At 71.8% G+C, this 18,313-nt stretch carries 18 protein-coding genes and 1 pseudogene; 15 read left to right on the top strand and 4 right to left on the bottom strand.

All coding sequences use genetic code 11. The features are described 5' to 3' along the window. Positions 1-115: 115 nt before the first annotated feature. Positions 116-1,147 (bottom strand): TRM11 family SAM-dependent methyltransferase, encoded by a 1,032-nt coding sequence (locus ACLJQZ_RS10625; protein WP_410619837.1) that lies wholly within the window; start codon positions 1,145-1,147, stop codon positions 116-118. A gap of 37 nt (positions 1,148-1,184) precedes the next feature. Between ACLJQZ_RS10625 and ACLJQZ_RS10620 the strand changes: the two genes are divergently transcribed. The 3 genes from ACLJQZ_RS10620 (at position 1,185) to ACLJQZ_RS10610 (ending at position 5,348) form a co-directional block, all read left to right on the top strand. Continuing rightward, entirely contained in the window at positions 1,185-2,162 is a 978-nt protein-coding gene (locus tag ACLJQZ_RS10620) for a DHH family phosphoesterase (protein ID WP_410620009.1), read from the top strand. Between the two features lie 56 nt (positions 2,163-2,218). Then, entirely contained in the window at positions 2,219-3,544 is a 1,326-nt protein-coding gene (locus ACLJQZ_RS10615) for an MATE family efflux transporter (protein ID WP_410619836.1), read from the top strand. A 478-nt stretch (positions 3,545-4,022) separates the two neighbouring features. Continuing rightward, complete coding sequence (locus tag ACLJQZ_RS10610; RefSeq protein WP_410619835.1) at positions 4,023-5,348, top strand: MFS transporter; 1,326 nt, start codon at positions 4,023-4,025, stop codon at positions 5,346-5,348. On the opposite strand, the gene ACLJQZ_RS10605 is transcribed toward ACLJQZ_RS10610, so the two are convergent. Then, entirely contained in the window at positions 5,319-5,825 is a 507-nt protein-coding gene (locus ACLJQZ_RS10605) for a GNAT family N-acetyltransferase (RefSeq protein ID WP_410619834.1), read from the bottom strand. The two genes, ACLJQZ_RS10610 and ACLJQZ_RS10605, sit on opposite strands and share 30 nt — an antisense overlap. Before the next feature lie 115 nt (positions 5,826-5,940). Here ACLJQZ_RS10605 and truB point away from each other — a divergent pair, with 115 nt between their 5' ends. The 9 genes from truB (at position 5,941) to ACLJQZ_RS10560 (ending at position 14,529) form a co-directional block, all read left to right on the top strand. Further along, on the top strand, positions 5,941-6,846 hold the full coding sequence (truB, locus tag ACLJQZ_RS10600) for a tRNA pseudouridine(55) synthase TruB (RefSeq protein WP_410619833.1): 906 nt from the start codon (positions 5,941-5,943) through the stop codon (positions 6,844-6,846). A 27-nt stretch (positions 6,847-6,873) separates the two neighbouring features. Next, on the top strand, positions 6,874-7,836 hold the full coding sequence (locus tag ACLJQZ_RS10595; protein WP_410619832.1) for a bifunctional riboflavin kinase/FAD synthetase: 963 nt from the start codon (positions 6,874-6,876) through the stop codon (positions 7,834-7,836). Positions 7,837-7,959: 123 nt separating this feature from the next. Further along, positions 7,960-8,433: a helix-turn-helix domain-containing protein gene (locus tag ACLJQZ_RS10590; RefSeq protein WP_247054687.1), complete on the top strand. Its 474-nt coding sequence runs from the start codon at positions 7,960-7,962 to the stop codon at positions 8,431-8,433. Beyond that, the gene (locus tag ACLJQZ_RS10585; RefSeq protein ID WP_410619831.1) at positions 8,433-8,954 is read left to right on the top strand and encodes a 2'-5' RNA ligase family protein; all 522 of its coding nucleotides are present in this window, start codon (positions 8,433-8,435) and stop codon (positions 8,952-8,954) included. The genes ACLJQZ_RS10590 and ACLJQZ_RS10585 overlap by 1 nt, the downstream gene beginning before the upstream one ends. Before the next feature lie 145 nt (positions 8,955-9,099). Further along, on the top strand, positions 9,100-9,369 hold the full coding sequence (gene rpsO, locus ACLJQZ_RS10580) for a 30S ribosomal protein S15 (protein WP_003084034.1): 270 nt from the start codon (positions 9,100-9,102) through the stop codon (positions 9,367-9,369). Between the two features lie 228 nt (positions 9,370-9,597). Continuing rightward, the gene (locus tag ACLJQZ_RS10575) at positions 9,598-11,850 is read left to right on the top strand and encodes a polyribonucleotide nucleotidyltransferase (RefSeq protein ID WP_410619830.1); all 2,253 of its coding nucleotides are present in this window, start codon (positions 9,598-9,600) and stop codon (positions 11,848-11,850) included. A gap of 134 nt (positions 11,851-11,984) precedes the next feature. Beyond that, complete coding sequence (locus ACLJQZ_RS10570; protein ID WP_410619829.1) at positions 11,985-13,349, top strand: M16 family metallopeptidase; 1,365 nt, start codon at positions 11,985-11,987, stop codon at positions 13,347-13,349. Beyond that, a complete protein-coding gene (gene dapB, locus ACLJQZ_RS10565) occupies positions 13,346-14,086 on the top strand; it encodes a 4-hydroxy-tetrahydrodipicolinate reductase (protein WP_410619828.1) in 741 nt (246 codons plus the stop codon). The genes ACLJQZ_RS10570 and dapB overlap by 4 nt, the downstream gene beginning before the upstream one ends. Next, positions 14,083-14,529 carry a tetratricopeptide repeat protein gene (locus tag ACLJQZ_RS10560; RefSeq protein ID WP_410619827.1) on the top strand — a complete coding sequence of 149 codons (447 nt, stop codon included), beginning with the start codon at positions 14,083-14,085 and terminating at the stop codon, positions 14,527-14,529. Before dapB ends, ACLJQZ_RS10560 begins: the two co-directional genes overlap by 4 nt. A gap of 106 nt (positions 14,530-14,635) precedes the next feature. On the opposite strand, the gene ACLJQZ_RS10555 is transcribed toward ACLJQZ_RS10560, so the two are convergent. Continuing rightward, the gene (locus tag ACLJQZ_RS10555; protein WP_247054675.1) at positions 14,636-15,154 is read right to left on the bottom strand and encodes a hypothetical protein; all 519 of its coding nucleotides are present in this window, start codon (positions 15,152-15,154) and stop codon (positions 14,636-14,638) included. A gap of 1 nt (position 15,155) precedes the next feature. Between ACLJQZ_RS10555 and ACLJQZ_RS10550 the strand changes: the two are divergent. Continuing rightward, a pseudogene (locus ACLJQZ_RS10550) lies at positions 15,156-15,701 on the top strand (GtrA family protein); the annotation flags it as partial. 66 nt (positions 15,702-15,767) lie between these two features. Here ACLJQZ_RS10550 and ACLJQZ_RS10545 read toward each other — a convergent pair. Continuing rightward, entirely contained in the window at positions 15,768-16,325 is a 558-nt protein-coding gene (locus ACLJQZ_RS10545; RefSeq protein ID WP_410619826.1) for a GNAT family N-acetyltransferase, read from the bottom strand. Positions 16,326-16,385: 60 nt separating this feature from the next. Between ACLJQZ_RS10545 and ACLJQZ_RS10540 the strand changes: the two genes are divergently transcribed. Together ACLJQZ_RS10540 and ACLJQZ_RS10535 are read left to right on the top strand one after the other, a co-directional pair. Continuing rightward, positions 16,386-17,600, top strand: a complete 1,215-nt coding sequence (locus ACLJQZ_RS10540) for a winged helix-turn-helix domain-containing protein (RefSeq protein WP_410619825.1) — start codon at positions 16,386-16,388, stop codon at positions 17,598-17,600. After that, positions 17,600-18,070, top strand: coding sequence for a GNAT family N-acetyltransferase (locus tag ACLJQZ_RS10535; RefSeq protein ID WP_410619824.1), 471 nt, complete (start codon positions 17,600-17,602; stop codon positions 18,068-18,070). The genes ACLJQZ_RS10540 and ACLJQZ_RS10535 overlap by 1 nt, the downstream gene beginning before the upstream one ends. Positions 18,071-18,313 lie beyond the last annotated feature (243 nt).

The raw sequence follows: 18,313 nt of genomic DNA, 5'->3' as shown, positions 1-18,313 counted from the left end.
GGAAAAGCGCCTGCCCCAACGAGGGGCGCTTTCCGTTGACGTCGTCGACTTTAGGAACCCGGGCCGAGCCGGGTCAACGAGCCGCCGTCCGGTTCCAGATCCTGGACGGCGGCTTTCAGGAAGCGGGCTTGGCGGCTACGACGAGGTCGCGCAGGATGGCTTGGTCCACCCGGTGGGCGAACTCTTCGTACGGCCCGCCTTCGCGGACGTCGAGGCCGGCCTTCTCCAGGATCGCGACCAGCTCTTCGCGCGGCAGGACGGTGGTGTTCCACGAGATGCCGATCGCGCCGCCGGGCTTGAGGACCCGCGTCCACACCGGGATCGCGGCGGCCAGCAGGTCGCGCGGGCTGCGCTGCAGGCCCGTGTCGCGGTGGCTGCCGTGCTGGACGCCGTACGGGGCGTCCGTGACGATCACGTCGGCGGAGTTCGCGCGCAGGACCTCGTCCGTCGTCAGCGTGTCCGCGTTGAAGTACACGAGCTTGCGGGTGTCGCCCGCCTTGTAGTCCTCTTTGGTGAACGCGTACTCGATGTCGAGACGGCGGCCGAGGCGGGCCTTGTTGCGGCGCAGCACGCCCGACTCGGCGGTGTGCTTCACGCGCTTGTTCCGCAGCCACGTCTTGATGAACGCCTCGTACGCCTCGAAGTCCTTGGCGTCGACGTCCAGGCCGGTGGCGTGCAGGCCGTACATGATCGCGTGGTTGAGCGTGGTGCCGCGGCCGCACAGCGGGTCGAGCAGGTACCGCGGCTTGTCCGAGGCGGGGTCCGCGGTGGCCAGCAGCGTGATGTTCAGCAGCAGCTTGGTGAACGACTCGTTGGTCTTGCCCGCGTACTTCTGGATGGTCAGCAGGTCCGAGTCGGCCTTCGCGAGCGGCGTCACCTTCACCGGGCGCAGCACGTCGCCGTCCAGCTCGAACAGCGCGTACAGCGACGACAGGTTCGACAGCAGCGCGAGGTCGCGCTCGCCGAGCGGCGCGGAGCTGGTGAAGCGGACGTAGCCGACGCCGCCGAGCTCGACGTCCTCGATCCCGGACAGCCCGGCCGCCAGGGCCGTGCCGAACACCGCCAGCTCGGCGCGCAGCAGCGCGGGGGAGGAGGCGGCGTAGACCCGGTTGGCGGACGGGTGGACCAGGATCACGTACTCGGACATCCCGCAGAGCGTAGCGTGACGCACCGTGACCTCCACTATGGCGCAGGACATCGAGGCCGCGGCCGCACTGCTCGCGACGGCCACCGACGTGACGGTGCTCGGGCACGTCCGCCCCGACGCGGACGCGCTGGGCAGCGCGCTCGCCCTCGGCCGGGCCCTGCTTCAGCGCGGTGCCCGGGTGCGCGTCTCCTTCGGCGAGCCCGACGAGGCCCCCGAGACGCTCCGCTGGCTCGACGAGGACGGCCTGCTCACCCACCCGGACGACCTGCCCGCGACCGAGGAGCTGCTGGTCTGCGTCGACACGCCGGTGCCGCAGCGGCTGGGCCGGCTCGCTGGGCGCGTCGAGGCGGCCGGGCAGGTGCTGGTGATCGACCACCACGCGACCAACACCTTCTACGGCACCTGCCACGTCGTCGACGAGAGCGCCGAGGCCAGCGCGATCCTGGTGTTCCGGGTCCTCGACGCGCTGGGTGTCGAGCCGGACGAGCCGATCGCGCGCGGGCTCTACGCCGGGATCGTCACCGACACCAGCGGGTTCCGCCGGGCGAGCCCGGAGACGCACCGGATGGCGGCGCGGCTGCTGGCGGCGGGCGTCGACCCCGAGGCCGTGGTGCGGCGGATCGTCGACGAGCGGCCGTTCGCGTGGCTGCCGATGCTGTCCTCGGTGCTGGCGGCCGCCGAGCTCGAGCCGGAAGCCGCGCAGGGCAAGGGTTTCGTGCACACGATCGTCGGCGTCGACGCCGCGAGCACGGTGCGGGCCGAGGAGGTCGAGTCGGTCATCGACGTCGTCCGCTCGGTGCGCGAGGCCGCCGTCGCGGCGGTGCTCAAGCAGGACCCGGCGAACCCCGGGCAGTGGCAGATCTCGTTGCGCTCCACCGGGATCGACGTCTCCGCGGTGGCCGCGGAGTTCGGCGGCGGCGGGCACCGGCAGGCCGCGGGGTGCACGATCGCGGGCCCCGCCGAGGACGTCCTGGCGGGCCTGCGCGCCGCGCTGGAGCGGGCGCCGCTGCTCTAGGCGTCCCGGTTCCCGCCGGCCGGAACTTGTCGGTGCCGGCGGTTAGAGTCCGGCTCGTGGTGAACAACGTGGAGGAGAGCGAGCGGGTCCCGGCGAAGCGGGTGCTCGGCTTGGCCGTGCCGGCGCTGGGCGTGCTGGCCGCCGAGCCGTTGTACGTGCTGGTCGACACGGCGGTCGTCGGCCACCTCGACGCGCTGTCGCTGGCCGGGCTCGCGCTCGGCGGCGTCGTGCTGTCCCAGGTGTCGAGCCAGCTGACGTTCCTGTCCTACGGCACGACCTCGCGCACGGCCCGCCTGCACGGGGCCGGCCGCCGGGCCGACGCCGTGCGCGAAGGCGTCCAGGCGACGTGGCTGGCGCTGTTCGTCGGGCTCGTCGTGCTGGTCGCCGGGCAGTTGCTGGCCTGGCCGATCGCGCGGGTGCTCTCGGGCAGCGACGAGATCACGAACGCGGCCGTGTCGTGGGTGCGGATCGCGTTGTTCGGGGCGCCGCTGATCCTGGTCACCATGGCCGGCAACGGCTGGATGCGCGGGGTGCAGGACGCCGTCCGGCCGCTGCGGTACGTGCTGGCGGGCAACGGGATCTCGGCCGTGCTGTGCCCGGTGCTCGTCTACGGGGCCGGGCTCGGCCTGGAGGGCTCGGCGATCGCGAACGTCGTCGCGCAGGTGATCTCCGCGTCGCTGTTCTTCGCCGCGCTGGTGAAGGAGAAGGCCGGGCTGCGGCCCGACTTCCGGGTGATGCGCGCCCAGCTGAGCCTCGGCCGCGACCTGGTGCTGCGCAGCCTCGGGTTCCAGCTGTGCTTCGTCTCGGCGGCGGCCGTCGCGGCCCGGACGTCCACGGAGGCGGTCGGCGCGCACCAGGTGGTGCTGCAGCTGTGGGTGTTCCTCTCGCTGATCCTGGACTCGGTCGCGATCGCGGCGCAGTCCCTGGTCGGGGCCGCCCTCGGCGCGGGCTCGGCCCGGCAGGCGCGCGGCGTCGCCACGCAGATCACGCGCTACGGGCTGCTGATGGGGTGCGTCCTGGGCGTGCTGTTCGCGGCCCTGTCGTGGGTGCTGCCACGCGCGTTCACGGCCGACCCGGGCGTGCTGGCCGAAGTCCCGCACGCGTGGTGGTTCTTCGTGGCGCTGCAACCGATCGCGGGCGTGGTGTTCGCCCTGGACGGCGTCCTGCTGGGCGCGGGCGACGCGGCGTTCCTCCGCAACGCGACGCTCGGCAGCGCGGCCCTGGGCTTCCTCCCGCTGATCTGGGCGTCCCTCGGCTTCGGCTGGGGCCTCACGGGCATCTGGACCGGTCTCTCGCTCTTCATGGTCCTGCGCCTGGTGGCGGTGCTGGTCCGCTGGCGCTCGGGCACCTGGGCGGTGACCGGCGCGATCCGCCCCGCCTGACCTCGTTCCGCGTGATCGAGCGGCCGGCACGCGTGATCAGAGAGTCGACACGCGTGATTGAAGGGTCGACACGCCGGGCGTCGGCTCTGCAGGCCGTGTCGGCGCCTCAATCACGCGTGTCGACCTCCTGATCACGCGTGCCGGCGTTTCCATCACGGTCAGCCGCTGGTCAACGTCGTCTCGGCCGGCTGCGGGTGTCGACGTCCGGCGGGTAGACGCACGCGCCCCGCCCGGCGAGCGCGGCCGCCGTCGCGAGGCCGATTCCGCTGGAGTCACCGGTGATCACCGCGTGCGCGCCCCGCGGTCCCGGTCACCGGCCACGCGCAAAACATGAATCCGATTCGGGAAAGCCGGTGAACCCGTGTGGTGAACGCCACCGGGGTAACGGCTAGGTTTCGCCGTTGCTTAGGCGCTACAAGTAGTGGGGACGGCAGTGAGGGCGTCCCGTACCGAAAGCCCCTAGTCACTGGAGGTCCCCGTGCCGCCCGCCACCGGCCGCGCCACCGCCCGGTCCTGGCTCATCTGGTCCGCCGCCGTCACCGTCTACCTGCTCGCGGTGTTCCACCGCACCTCCTTCGGCGTCGCCGGGCTGCAGGCGGCCGAGCGCTTCGGCGTCGGCGCGGCCGCGCTCGGCACGTTCACCGTGCTGCAGGTCGGCGTCTACGCCGCGATGCAGATCCCGACCGGCGTCCTGGTCGACCGCTACGGCCCGCGCCGCGTGCTCACCGTCGCCGTGCTGATCCTCGGGGCCGGCCAGATCCTGCTCGGCGTCGCGCACTCCTACGGCCTCGGCCTGCTCGCCCGCGGCGTGCTGGGCCTCGGCGACGCGCTCACCTTCGTCAGCGTGCTGCGCCTGGTCGCGGCCCACTTCCCGGGCCGCCAGTACGCGCTGCTGACGTCGTTCACCGCGGCCGTCGGCTACATCGGCAACCTCGCCGCCACCGTCCCGCTGTCCCTCGTCCTCGACAGCGCCGGCTGGACGCCCACCTTCCTCGCGGTCGGCGCGCTGACCGTGCTCTACACCCTGGTCGTGACGCTGCGGGTGCGCGACGTCCCGGCCGGCGTCGAGGTGCCGGTCCGCGAAGCCGTCCGCCCGCGCGAGCTCGGGCACCAGGTCGCCGAGGCGTGGCGGACACCGGGGACGCGCCTGGGGTTCTGGGTGCACTTCAGCACGATGTTCGCGCCGAACGCGCTGACGCTGCTGTGGGGCGTGCCGTGGCTGGTGCAGGGCCAAGGGCAGTCGAAGGCCGCCGCGAGCGCGCTGCTCACCGTGTTCGTCTTCGGCTCGATGGCCGGCGGCCCGCTGCTGGGCGGCCTGATCGGCCGTCGCCCGGAGCTGCGGATGCCGCTGGTCGGCGGCTACATCGGCGGCGCCGCGGTGCTGTGGGCGGTGCTGCTGAGCTGGCCCGGCCGGGTGCCGGTGGGGCTGCTGGTGCCCGCGTTCGCCTTCCTCGCGCTCGGCGGTCCGGCCTCGATGATCGGCTTCGCGCTGGCCCGTGACTACAACCCGCTCAGCCGCGTCGGCACGGCGACCGGCGTGGTCAACGTCGGCGGCTTCGTGGCGACGACGATCGCCGCGCTCGCGGTCGGCGTGCTGCTGCAGTGGACCGGCGGGAACTTCCGGTGGTCGCTGCTGGCGATCGTGGTGCTCCTGACGATCGGGACGTCCCGGATGCTCGTGTGGTGGCGCCGCACGCGCACCCACCTGTTCCTCGCCGCGGCCCGCGGCGAGGAGGTCCCGGTCCGGATCACCCGCCGCCGCTGGGACGCGGCCTTACCGGAGACGCCGATCGTGGCCGCTTGACCGGCCCGGCGGCACCTCGGCCTGCATGAGGTGCCGGGCCACGGCGAACCCGCGCCGCTCGTAGGCCGGCACGGCGCGTTTCGACGAGTGCACGGTGACGCGCTCGAGCCCGAGATCCGCGGCCAGGCGCAGGATCGCGTTGATGAGCAGGCCGCCGAGACCGCCGTCGCGCGCCTCCGGCGAGACGTACACGCTCTGCACGTCGCCGGCCGCACGGGTGAACGCCGTCGGCGTCGGCACGCGCGCGGTGATGGCCAGGAACGCCATCCCGATCACCTGGTCCTCGCGCACCACGACCAGGCACCGGTGACTGGCCGTGTGGTCCCGCGCCCAGGCGGCGAACTCCCGCACGAACCCGGCGCGCGCGGCGCCGGGCAGGCCGTCCCGCTCGGCGACCCACCGCCACCGCAGCCCGGCGACGGCTTCGAACTCGGCGGCCCTCGCGGGCCGGACTTCGATCTTCGCCACGCCCCTCATCCTGGCCCTGTGCCGCGCCGCCGCTCAAGCACCCGGCTGCCCTACCCGGGACGCCGATCGCGCCGCCCGAACGCACCCGATCGGCCGACGATCAGCGGCCGCTAGGGTTTGCCGCGTGTCGAGCCCCAAACCGCCCCGCCGTCCCGCCCCGCCGCCCGGTCTCCTGATCGTCGACAAGCCCGCCGGGATGACGTCGCACGACGTCGTCGCCCGCGCCCGCCGTTTCATGGGCACCCGCAAGGTCGGGCACGCCGGCACGCTCGACCCGATGGCGACCGGCGTGCTGGTGCTCGGCATCGAGCGCGCCACCAAGCTGCTCGGCCACCTGGCGCTCGACCGCAAGACCTACCTCGCGACGCTGTCGCTGGGCAGCAGCACCACGACCGACGACGCCGAGGGCGAGATCCTCACCACCGCGGAGACCGGCGGCGTCACCGACGCGGCGATCGCCGCCGGGATCGCGAAGCTCACCGGCGCCATCCAGCAGGTGCCCAGCGCGGTCAGCGCCGTCAAGATCGACGGCAAGCGCGCCTACGCCCGGGTCCGCGCGGGGGAGGACGTCGTCATCCCGCCGCGCCCGGTCACGATCTACCGCTTCGACGTCCTGGGCATCCGCCACGAGGACGACCACGTCGAGGTCGACGCCGTCGTCGAGTGCTCGTCGGGCACCTACGTCCGCGCGCTGGCCCGCGACCTGGGCGCCGACCTCGGCGTCGGCGGCCACCTGATGGCGCTGCGGCGCACCACGGTCGGCCCGTTCTCGCTCGCGAAGGCGCGCACGCTGGACCAGCTGGAAGAGGCGCCCGAGCTGAGCCTGGACCTCGACGCCGCCGTCGCCGCCGCCTTCCCGCGGCGCGACCTCGACGCCGCGACGGCCAAGGCGGTCCGCCACGGCCAGCGCATCCCGGCGGCCGGGGTCGAGGGCACCTACGGCCTCTTCGGCCCCGACGGCAAGGTGCTGGCGCTGGCCGCCGACGAAGAAGGCGTGTCCCGAGCAGTGGTCGTGTTGCTGCCCGCCTAGGGTGGTCCGAGAAGACGGGAGTGTGACGTGCTGCGGTGGCGTGGGCTGGGGGACCTTCCCGGCGGCTGGGGACGGTGCGTGGTCACCATCGGCGTGTTCGACGGCGTGCACCGCGGGCACCAGGAGCTGATCAACCGGACCGTGGCCGCGGCCGCGGAGCGCGACGTGCCGAGCGTGGTGCTGACGTTCGACCCGCACCCGTCGGAGGTGCTGCGCCCGGGGAGCCACCCGGCGCAGCTGGCCACGTTGCGGCGCAAGGCGGAGCTCGTCGAGGGCCTCGGCGTCGACGTCTTCTGCGTGCTGCCGTTCACCTTGGAGCTGTCCCGGCTGCAGCCGGAGGAGTTCGTGCACGAGGTGCTGGTCGACCGGCTGCACGCGGCCGCGGTGATCGTCGGCGACAACTTCACCTTCGGGGCCAAGGCCGCCGGCACCGTCGAGCTGCTGCGCACCCTCGGCCGCCGCTTCGGCTTCGCCGCCTACGGCGCCGAACTGCAGGGCAAGGAACTGTCCGAAGAGGACCAGTCGGCCATCACGTTCTCGAGCACGTACGTCCGCTCCTGCATCGACGCCGGGGACGTCGTGGCCGCCGCCGAGGCGCTCGGCCGCCCGCACCGGCTCGAAGGCATCGTCGTGCGCGGCGACGGCCGGGGCCACGAGCTCGGCTACCCGACGGCGAACCTGTCGACCCCGCGGTTCGCCGCCGTCCCGGCCGACGGCGTCTACAGCGCCTGGTTCACCCGCTCGGCCGACCCGTCGCGCCGGTCGCGCGCCGCGGTCTCGGTGGGCACCAACCCGACGTTCTCCGGGCGCGAGCGGACCGTCGAGGCGTTCGTCCTCGACGTCGACGAGGACTTCTACGGCCAGCACGTCGCGATCGACTTCGGCACCCGGCTGCGTGACCAGGTGCGGTTCGCGGACTCGGCCGGGCTGGTCGCCCAGATCGACGAGGACGTCGTCGAGACCAGAAAGGCCCTCCCGGACGCGGGGTAGCGCCTCGACCGGGGCGAAAAGGGGGATTTCGCGTTCACGGACGTGATCGTGATGGCAAGATGCTCACGGACAGTGTGCGTGCAGACTGAGCGGGCGAAGAAGCGGTTTAGGGGAGCGGAACTGGTGGAGGACCACAAGATCGTCCAGCGGAACATCGCGCTGCAGCGCGAGTGGTACGGGGAGCCCCTGGGTGACCGCGTGCGCCGGCTCGTCGTCGCCTTCGACGTTTCGCAGGCGTTCCTGGCCGAGGTCCTCGGCATCAGCGCCCCCATGCTCAGCCAGGTGATGAGCGGGCGGCGCGCGAAGATCGGCAACCCGGTCGTGCTGGCCCGGATGATCATGCTCGAACGCAAGATCCTGGTCCCCGAGGTCGCCGCCGGCAACCGCGACGCGATGCTGGCCGCGATGGAGGACGTCCGCGACTCGCGGCCCACCGTCGGGCGCGACAACATCCCGGTGGTCAACGAGGACCAGGCCGTCCTGGCCTACCTGCGCGACCTGGCCGAGGACGAGGACCTGGGCGAGGCCGCCAAGCGGCTCGACGACGACTTCCCGGCGATCGCCGACCTGCTCCGCCGGGCCGGTCACGGCGGCTGATGCCGGCCCTGTTCAGCGCCCTGCTCCCGCCCGGCGACGTCGTCGACGCGGTCGCCGGGGCCCTGGGCGACCCGGCCGGCGGCCTGGCCTGGGAGCCGCCGGGGAAGTGGCACGTCACGCTCGCCTACTACGGCCGGGACGACGCCGGCACCCGGGGAGCGTGGCTCGCGGACCGGCTGGCCGGCCGCCGCGCCGTCGACGTCCGGCTGGAAAAGGCCGCGACGTTCCCCGGGGTGCTGTGGTTGACTGTCGCCGGATCGGAGCTGACGCCGCTCGCGCACGCCGCGGGCGCCGACGCCGACGCCGACGCCGACGCCGAGGCGAGGCCGTACCGGGCCCACCTGACGCTGGCGCGGTTCCCCCGGGAAGAACCCGGGCTCGCGCGGCGTTGGACAGAGCGGCTGGCCGGCTTCACGAGCCGGAACTGGCAGGCCACGCGCGTGGCGCTGATGACCAGCGAGCGCGAACCGGGCGGAACCCGCTACCGGGTGGCCCGCGAGTTCGAGCTGAACCGCGCCTGAAGGCCCTGCTCAGAGTGACACGTGGCCAGAATGGTAACGTCAATGATCGGGTCCGGCTGCAGTCCGTGGCGGCCGTGACCGACTTCCCGGCGTACATTCCGCGTCCGGGGCCGCACGGCACTGATTATCTCGAGGAGTTACACAAGTGGCGCTGTCCACCGAAGAGAAGAAGTCGATCCTGGCCGAGTACGGCGTGCACGACTCGGACACGGGATCTCCCGAGGCCCAGGTCGCACTGCTGACCAAGCGGATCGTCGGCCTCACCGAGCACCTCAAGGCTCACAAGCACGACCACCACTCGCGTCGCGGGCTCCTGCTGCTGGTCGGCCGTCGCCGCCGGCTGCTGAACTACGTGATGAAGGTGGACATCGAGCGTTACCGTGCGCTGATCCAGCGCCTCGGCCTGCGCCGATAGCTTGAACCCGAAGGGGAGTGGCCGCCGGTCGCTCCCCTTCGGTTTAAGAGAACAACGGCGCGAGCGCGCACGGGGAACCGTCCGCCGGTCCTCGGTAGTGGTTCCCGGGAAGAGTCCCGGGGACTTCGATCGAAGACCGGCATCACTCCTCGAGCGTCCTTGAGCGAAACGGGTCCCAGGGTGGGAGACTCGCGCCGTATAGAAGGAACTAAAGAGGAGAAACACCCTATGACCGACTCCACCGGAGTCACCGTGCACGAAGCAGAAGCCGTGATCGACAACGGCCGCTTCGGCACCCGCACCGTCCGCTTCGAGACGGGCCGCCTGGCCAAGCAGGCCGCCGGCGCCGTCGTCGCGTACCTCGACGAAGAGACCATGCTGCTCTCGGCGACGACCGCGTCGAAGCACCCGAAGGACCACTTCGACTTCTTCCCCCTGACGGTGGACGTCGAGGAGCGCATGTACGCGGCCGGCCGCATCCCCGGCGCGTTCTTCCGCCGCGAGGGCCGTCCCTCGACCGACGCGATCCTGACCTGCCGCCTGATCGACCGGCCGCTGCGCCCGTCGTTCACCGACGGTCTCCGCAACGAGATCCAGGTCGTCATCACCGTCCAGAGCCTGAACCCGGACGACCCGTACGACGTGCTGGCCATCAACGCCGCGTCGGCGTCGACCCAGATCGCCGGCCTGCCGTTCTCGGGCCCGGTCGGCGGCGTGCGCGTCGCCCTGATCGAGGACCAGTGGGTCGCGTTCCCGACCTGGTCGCAGCTCGCGAAGGCCACCTTCAACATGGTCGTCGCCGGCCGCATCGTCGGTGACGACGTCGCGATCATGATGGTCGAGGCCGAGGGCACCGAGAACACGCTCGACCTGATCGCCGACGGCGGCAAGGCGCCGGACGAGGTCTCGGTCGCGCAGGGACTCGAGGCGTCCAAGCCGTTCATCAAGGTGCTGTGCGAGGCCCAGCAGAAGCTGGCCGACGTGGCCGCCAAGCCGACCGGCGAGTTCCCGGTCTTCCTGGCCTACGAGCAGGACGCCTTCGACGCCGTCGCCGCGATCGCGACCGACGACCTGGCGAACGCGCTCCAGATCGCCGGCAAGCAGGACCGCGACGCCGCGACCGACCAGGTCAAGGCCGCCGTGCTGGAGAAGGTCGGCATCAACGAGGGCGAAGCCTTCGAGGGCCGCGAGAAGGAGATCGGCGCCGCGTTCAAGGCGCTGTCCAAGAAGGTCATGCGCAAGCGCGTCCTCACGGACAAGATCCGCATGGACGGCCGTGGCCTGACCGACATCCGGTCGCTCTCGGCCGAGGTCGCCGTGATCCCGCGGGCCCACGGTTCGGCGCTGTTCGAGCGCGGGGAGACCCAGATCCTGGGCGTCACCACGCTGAACATGCTTCGCCTGGAGCAGCAGATCGACTCGCTGTCCCCGGAGACGCACAAGCGCTACATGCACCACTACAACTTCCCGCCGTTCTCCACCGGCGAGACCGGCCGCGTCGGTTCGCCGAAGCGGCGCGAGATCGGCCACGGCATGCTCGCCGAGCGCGCCCTGGTCCCGGTGCTGCCGAAGCGCGACGAGTTCCCGTACGCGATCCGCCAGGTCTCCGAGGCGCTGGGCTCCAACGGCTCGACCTCGATGGGCTCGGTCTGCGCGTCCACCATGGGCCTGTACAACGCCGGTGTGCCGCTGAAGGCGCCGGTCGCGGGCATCGCGATGGGCCTCATCTCCGACGAGGTCGACGGCGAGACGCGCTACGTCGCGCTGACCGACATCCTCGGGGCCGAGGACGCCATGGGCGACATGGACTTCAAGGTCGCCGGCACCAAGGACATCATCACCGCCCTGCAGCTGGACACGAAGCTCGACGGCATCCCCTCCGAGGTGCTCGCCGCCGCGCTGAAGCAGGCGAAGGACGCCCGTCTCACCATCCTGGAGGTCATCGCCGAGGCGATCGACGGCCCGGACGAGATGAGCCCGTACTCGCCGCGCGTCACCAGCGTGAAGATCCCGGTGGACAAGATCGGCGAGGTCATCGGCCCGAAGGGCAAGATGATCAACTCGATCACCGAGCAGACCGGTGCCGACATCTCCATCGAGGACGACGGCACGATCTACGTGGGCGCGGCCGACGGCCCGTCGGCGGAGGCGGCGATCGACCTGATCAACGCCATCGCCAACCCGCAGCTGCCCAAGGTCGGGGAGCGCTTCCTCGGCACCGTGGTGAAGACGGCCGCGTTCGGCGCGTTCGTCTCGCTGCTGCCGGGCAAGGACGGCTTGGTGCACATCTCCAAGCTGGGCAACGGCAAGCGGATCGCCAAGGTCGAGGACGTCGTCAACGTGGGCGACAAGCTCCGCGTCGAGATCGCCGACATCGACAACCGCGGCAAGATCAGCCTGATCGTCGTCCAGGAGGAGGAGGCCCCGGCCGCCACTCCCGCCGCCGACGCCGACGCCGACGCCGAGAAGGCCGACGCCTGAGCAGAACCAGTCAGCGTGAAGGCCTCCTGATCCGCTCGGTGCGGGTCGTGAGTGGTAATGAGGGTTCTAACCCTCATTACCACTCACGACCGTCGGCGGCAGGGGGCCTTCACGGCATCGTGAGTAAGGAACCCATGGCACGGCAGGTTTCCGGGCACGAGCAGCCCGTCGGCACCACCCGCACGCTGGAGTCCACTCCGGACGGTGCGGTCGTCAAGCGCAGCGTTCTGCCCGGTGGCCTGCGCGTGATCACCGAGCACGTGCCGGCGTCCCGTTCGGCGACGGTCGGGCTGTGGGTCGGCATCGGCTCGCGCGACGAACCGGTCGCCGTCGCCGGAGCCGCGCACTACCTCGAACACCTGCTGTTCAAGGGAACCGCGCACCGCGACGCCAAGCAGATCGCCGAGGAGATCGACGCGGTCGGCGGCGAGTTCAACGCCTTCACCTCGAAGGAGCACACCTGCTACTACGCGCAGGTGCTCGACGCGGACCTGCCGCTGGCCGTGGACCTGGTCACCGACGTCGTGTTCGAGGCGCTCTGCACCGACCGCGACATGGACATGGAACGCAGCGTCGTCCTCGAAGAGATCTCGATGCGCGACGACGACCCCGAAGACCTGCTGCACGAGACGTTCGTCAGCGCGATCCTCGGCGACCACGTGCTCGGCCGCCCGGTGCTCGGCACCGAGAAGTCGATCATCGGCATGACACCGTCGGCACTACGCGGGTTCTACAAGCGCCGCTACACGCTGCCGCGGATGGTGCTGGCGGTGGCCGGGAACGTCGACCACAACCAGGTGCTCCGCTTGGTGCGCAAGGCGCTTCGCGACCGGTTGGCGGGCGACGCCACGCCGGTCGCGCCGCGCGAGGGCCGGGCGCGGATCAAGACCGTGCCGAAGCTGGCCCTGCACACCGACGACACCGAGCAGGCGCACGTCATGCTCGGCCTGCGGTCGCTGTCGCGCCACGACGAACGCCGCTTCGCGCTGTCGGTGCTCAACGCGGCGCTCGGCGGCGGCATGAGCTCGCGGCTGTTCCAGGAGATCCGCGAACAGCGCGGCTTGGCCTACCAGGTGTACTCGTCCGTCGCGAGCTACTCCGACACCGGTCACATGTCCGTGTACGCGGGCTGTCAGCCGGAGAAGCTCGGTGACGTCGCCGGCGTGATCCGCGAGGTGCTCGACAAGGTCGGCGTCGACGGCCTGACCGACGCCGAGGTGGCCCGCGCCAAGGGCCAGCTGCGCGGCGGGATCGTGCTGGGCCTGGAGGACACGTCGTCGCGGATGTCGCGGATCGGCAAGAACGAGCTCAACTACGCCCACTACCTGGGCGTCGACGACACGATCGCCCGCATCGACGCCGTCACCACCGACGAGGTGTGTGCGCTCGCTCGCACTTTGTTCGCACGGCCGGGCGGGGTCACGGCGGCGGCGGTCGTCGGGCCGTACGCTCACGCCGACGACCTGCCCGATGATTTGCACGAGGTGATCGCTTCATGACCATCAACGTCGGCGTGCTCGGCGCGCGCGGCCGGATGGGCGCGACGGTGGTGAAGGCCGTCGAAGGCGCCGGCGACATGAAGGTCGTCGCCGCTTTGGACGACGGCGACGACTTCGCGGCGCTGGCCGAGGCCCAGGTCGTCGTCGACTTCACCCACCCCGACGCCGTGATGGACAACCTGAAGTACCTGGTGGCGCACGACATCCACGCGGTCGTCGGCACCACCGGCTTCAGCGAGGAGCGGCTCGCGTCGCTGCGCGCGCTGCTCGAACCGAAGCCGTCGCTGGGTGTGCTGATCGCGCCGAACTTCGCGCTGGGCGCGGTGCTGGCGATGCGCTTCGCGGCGCAGGCGGCGAAGTTCTACGCCTCGGCCGAGATCATCGAGCTGCACCACGACCGCAAGGCCGACGCGCCGTCGGGCACCGCCGCGCACACCGCCCGGATGATCGCCGCGGCGCGCGCGGAGGCCGGGGTGACGCCGGGTCCGGACGCGACGACGTCCGAACTGGACGGTGCCCGCGGCGCCACGGTCGAGGACGTCCGCGTGCACTCGGTCCGGCTGCCCGGGCTCGTCGCGCACGAGGAGATCCTGTTCGGCGGCGAGGGGGAGACCCTGACCATCCGCCACGACTCCCTGGACCGGACGTCGTTCATGCCGGGCGTGCTGCTCGGCGTGCGCACGGTGCTCACGCGCCCCGGCCTGACGGTCGGCCTGGAGAACGTGCTCGACCTGTGAAGGCGCGCAACGTCGCGCTGCTGATGACGGCGGCGCTGGTCGTCTACCTGTTCCTGCTCGCGGACCGGGCGTTCGCGCTGTTCGCGTCGGGCACCGGCGTGGGCATCGCGCTCGGGATCGGCGTGCTGCTGCTGCCGATCCTGGGCGTCTGGATCGTCGTGGTCACTTGGCGCAACGGCCTGCAGATCCAGCGGCTGTCCCGCCGGCTGGACAGCGAGGGCGAGCTCCCGGACGTCTCCGACCTGCCCCGCCGCCCCTCGGGCCGGGTCGACCGCGACGCGGCCGACGCCTGGTTCGACCAGCGCCGCGCCGAGGTCCAGGCGGACCAGCAGAACTGGCGTGCCTGGTACAAGCTCGCGTACGCCTACGACATCGCGGGCGACCGCCGCCGGGCCCGCGAGACGATGAAGAAGGCCCTGGAGCTGGAAGCCGCCGACCACTGACCCGTCACTTTCCCCAGGAAAGCTGCGCCGCGCCGCCCGTGAGGCGTCACTTTCCCTAGGAAAGATGCATCGCCTCACGCGGATTTCACCCGCGGCCGGGCAGGCGTCAGTGGTGCATCCAGCCCGCGAACACGGCGGGCGCGGCGGCGATCAGGCTGAAGCGGATCCAGCGTCCGGTCAGGCCGGCCGTCAGGAACGTCGCCAGGCGCATGCGGACCAGCCCCGCCAGGACGCTCGTCGCCATGAACGGCGGCAGGCCGACCAGGGAGCTCACGCCGTACGTCCCGGCCATCCAGTGCGGGTGGCGGTGGCAGCGCTCGCGCAGCGCGTCGACCCGCGCGCGGATCTTCTTCGTCCGCAGTTCCCAGCGCACCTTGCGCGCGGTCATCGGGCGCTCGCGGTGCAGCCGGTCGTGCAGCGGTTTCGGCAGCTTGATGGTGCCGCGCGCGGCCAGGTAGTAGAGCGTCTTCCCGGCGATCTGGCCCACCGCGACGGCCGCGCCGAGCCACAGCCAGTGCAGGCCCGGGTGGCTCGCGCACAGCCCGATCAGGAACACCTCGGCGTTGATCAGCGGCACGAGGGCCGAACCGAACGCGACGCCCAGCGTCAGCAGGATCCAGCTCATCGTGTCACCTCCTGATTTGCTCCCGGTCTTCCAAGTTATCAGTTCGAAATCTCCGCGCACTGGGGTTGGCCCTACTCTTCGGCCGGTGGTCCGCACCAGAAGATCACCTGCCGGACGGTTTCCGGCCACCTCCCGCTGGAACGCTGACGGCGTGGCCGCCGAGCAACCTCGTACGCCCGCTGACCGATTCGGCGCCCTGTGCCGGACCGTCGTGCGGTTTCTCCCCTGGGGTCTGTCGCGGATCGTGGCGCCGACGTTTCTCGGGTTCTGCCTGATCAACGGCTTCACCTTCGGCCTCGACCTGGGTCTGCTGACCGTTTTCCACGGGCTCCTGGGCTGGCCGGTGTGGCTCGGCATCACGCTGGCGTACGGCTGCGCGTTCGCGGTGAGCTTCGTGCTGAACCGGACGTTCAACTTCCATTCCCACGCGGCCGTCGGAATCCAGCTCGGGCTTTACATCGGGGCGATCGCCGTCAATTACGCGGTGTTTCTGCTGGGTGTGGGCGCGGGACTGAGCGCGCTCGGCGTCGAATACCACCTCGCGCGGGTGCTGGCCGGCGCCGGCGAGGGCGTCTTCATGTACGCCGTGATGCGGTGGGTGCTCTTCCGGGACTCAGACGAGGGACAGCTCGAGGGTGCCGGTGAGCCGGACCTCGCGCAGCAAACGCTCGCCGGTGTCGAGGGTGCGAACCGTGCCGTCGGGGTTCCAGCCGGCCCGGCGGTAGAAGCCGAGGGAGGCGTGGTCTCCTTGGCCGACCCAGGCGATGCCGCGCACGGCGCCGTCGGCCCGCAGCCCCGCCGCGGCGGTCCCGAGTAGCCGCCCGGCGTGCCCGCGCCGTCCCCAGCGCGGCTCGACGAGCAGGTTGGCGATCAGTCCGGTGACGCCGGCGTCCGCGGGCAGGGACCCGTCGGCCGCGGCGATCTCGACGTCCGGGGCCAGGCCGGCGACGCAGAACCCGACGGTGAACTCGCCTTCGGTGGCGACGTAGACCTGGCTGTCCGGGTAGTCGATGGCCTCGGTCCAGGTGCCGACCAGGTCGGTGCCGTCCAGCTCGGCCAGGGCCTGCTTGCCCAGGAGGTCCTCGTAGGCGGCGTGCCAGGTCTCACGCTGGATGCGGGCGATCTCCGCGGCGTCGGACAGGTCGGCGGGGCGGACGGCGGCGTCGCTCATGGACCCGAATCTATCGGGTCGCCGGAAACTGTCGGTGGTGGCTGGCACCATGACGTCATCATGCAGACGATCAGTGTCGCGACGGCCCGGAAGACGTTCCTGGCCGCGCAGGGCTTCGCCGACCCGCGTCCCTCCGGTGTGCCGTCACGGCGGCACCTGAAACGCGTGCTTTCGCGCGTCCAGCTGCTGCAGCTGGATTCGGTGAACGTCGCGGTCCGGGCGCACTACATGCCGGTGTTCTCGCGCCTGGGTTCCTACGACCCCGCGCTGCTGGACAGCGCGGCGTGGTCGCACTCGGCGAAGCAGCCGCGGCTGCTGGTGGAGACGTGGGCGCACGAGGCGAGCCTGCTGCCGGTCGAGGACTGGCCGCTGATCCGGTCGGGTGCGAAGCGGGACGGCTGGTGGAAGCACTACGGGCCGCTCATCGAGAAGTCGCCGGGCCTGGTCGACGAGATCCTGTCGGTGGTCAAGGAGCTGGGCCCGATCGGCGCGGGCGGCATCGAGCGGCAGGTCGAGGCGGACGCGCAGCGGCGCGGCCCGGGGTCGTGGTGGGAGCGTTCGGAGGTCAAGCGCGTCTGCGAGTACCTCTTCGGCGTCGGCCAGCTGACCACGGGCACGCGCCGGTCGTTCGAGCGGCTGTACGACCTGACGGAGCGGGTGGTCCCGCCGGAGATCCTGGCCATCTCGGTGTCGGCCGAGGAAGGGGCGCGCGGCCTGATCGAGCGTTCGGCGCGCGCGTTGGGCGTCGCGACGGAGACGGACCTGCGCGACTACTACCGCCTCGGCCCGGCCCCGGCGCGCCAGGCGGTGGCGGAGCTGGTCGAGTCCGGCGTGCTGGAGCCGGTGGCGGTCCGGGGCTGGAAGGCCCCGGCGTACCGGCACTTCGAGGCGCGGACCCCCCGCGCGGTCACCGGCCGGGCGCTGCTGTGCCCGTTCGACCCGCTGATCTGGGAGCGCGCCCGCACGGAGCGGCTGTTCGGGTTCCGCTACCGCATCGAGATCTACGTCCCGGAGCCGAAGCGGGTGTACGGGTACTACGTGTTCCCGTTCCTGCTGGACGGCGAGCTGGCGGCCCGGGTGGACCTGAAGTCCGACCGCGCGGCGGGCGTCCTGCGCGTCCAGGGGGCGTTCGCCGAGGAGGGCGCGGACCTCGCGCGGCTGCTCCCGGAGCTGGCGGCGGAGCTGAGACACATGGCGGAGTGGCTGGGCCTGTCGGGCGTGGCGGTGGGCGCGCGAGGCGACCTGGCCCCGGCACTGAGGAAGCTGGTGCGCTGATGGCGGTGACGTTGCGGGAGGTGCGCGACGCGGACCTGCCGGAGTTCCGGACCCAGCTGACGGACCCGGCCCTGCACCGGATGGCGGCGGTGACCCGGAAGTACCACTACGACCGAGCCGCGTTCGACGACCACTGGGCGAAAGTCCGCGCGGACCCGGAGGTCCTGCTGCGCACGATCCTCCTGGACGGCGAGGTGGCCGGCCACGTGGCGGCCTTCGGTCCGGTGTCTTCGCGCGAAGTGACGTACGTGGTGGGCCCGCGATTCTGGGGCCGCGGCGTGGCGACGGCGGCGTTGCGGGAGTTCTTGGCGCTGGAGCGGGTTCGCCCGCTGCACGCGGACGCGGCGGCGGACAACGCGGGATCGGTCCGGGTGCTGGAGAAGTGCGGCTTCACGGTGACCGGTCGGACGCGGTGTTTCGCCCAGGCCCGGGGCGAGGAGATCGACTTGGTGCAGCTGACCCTGGAGTGAACCGAGCGGCCACGGCGACCGATGGGCCCAGTAGAAGTTCGAGCGGCCGCGTCTCGGTGTGCCCGTCGTGTCAGCCCAACAGGGCTTTCACCGCGTGGCGGGCCCGGGCCCCCGCCTGGGGGACCTCGTGCAGCCGGCGAACAGGTTCAGCGCCGGCATCACGCCTGCCAGGTCGTGGAGCAGCTGGTCCGCGTCCGTCCCCGCGGGCAGCTCGCCCTCGGAGATCGCGAGCCGGATGTGCAG

The organism is Amycolatopsis sp. cmx-8-4 (assembly GCF_046548675.1).
Lineage (GTDB): Bacteria > Actinomycetota > Actinomycetes > Mycobacteriales > Pseudonocardiaceae > Amycolatopsis.
This window is presented reverse-complemented; position numbering and strand designations above follow the sequence as displayed.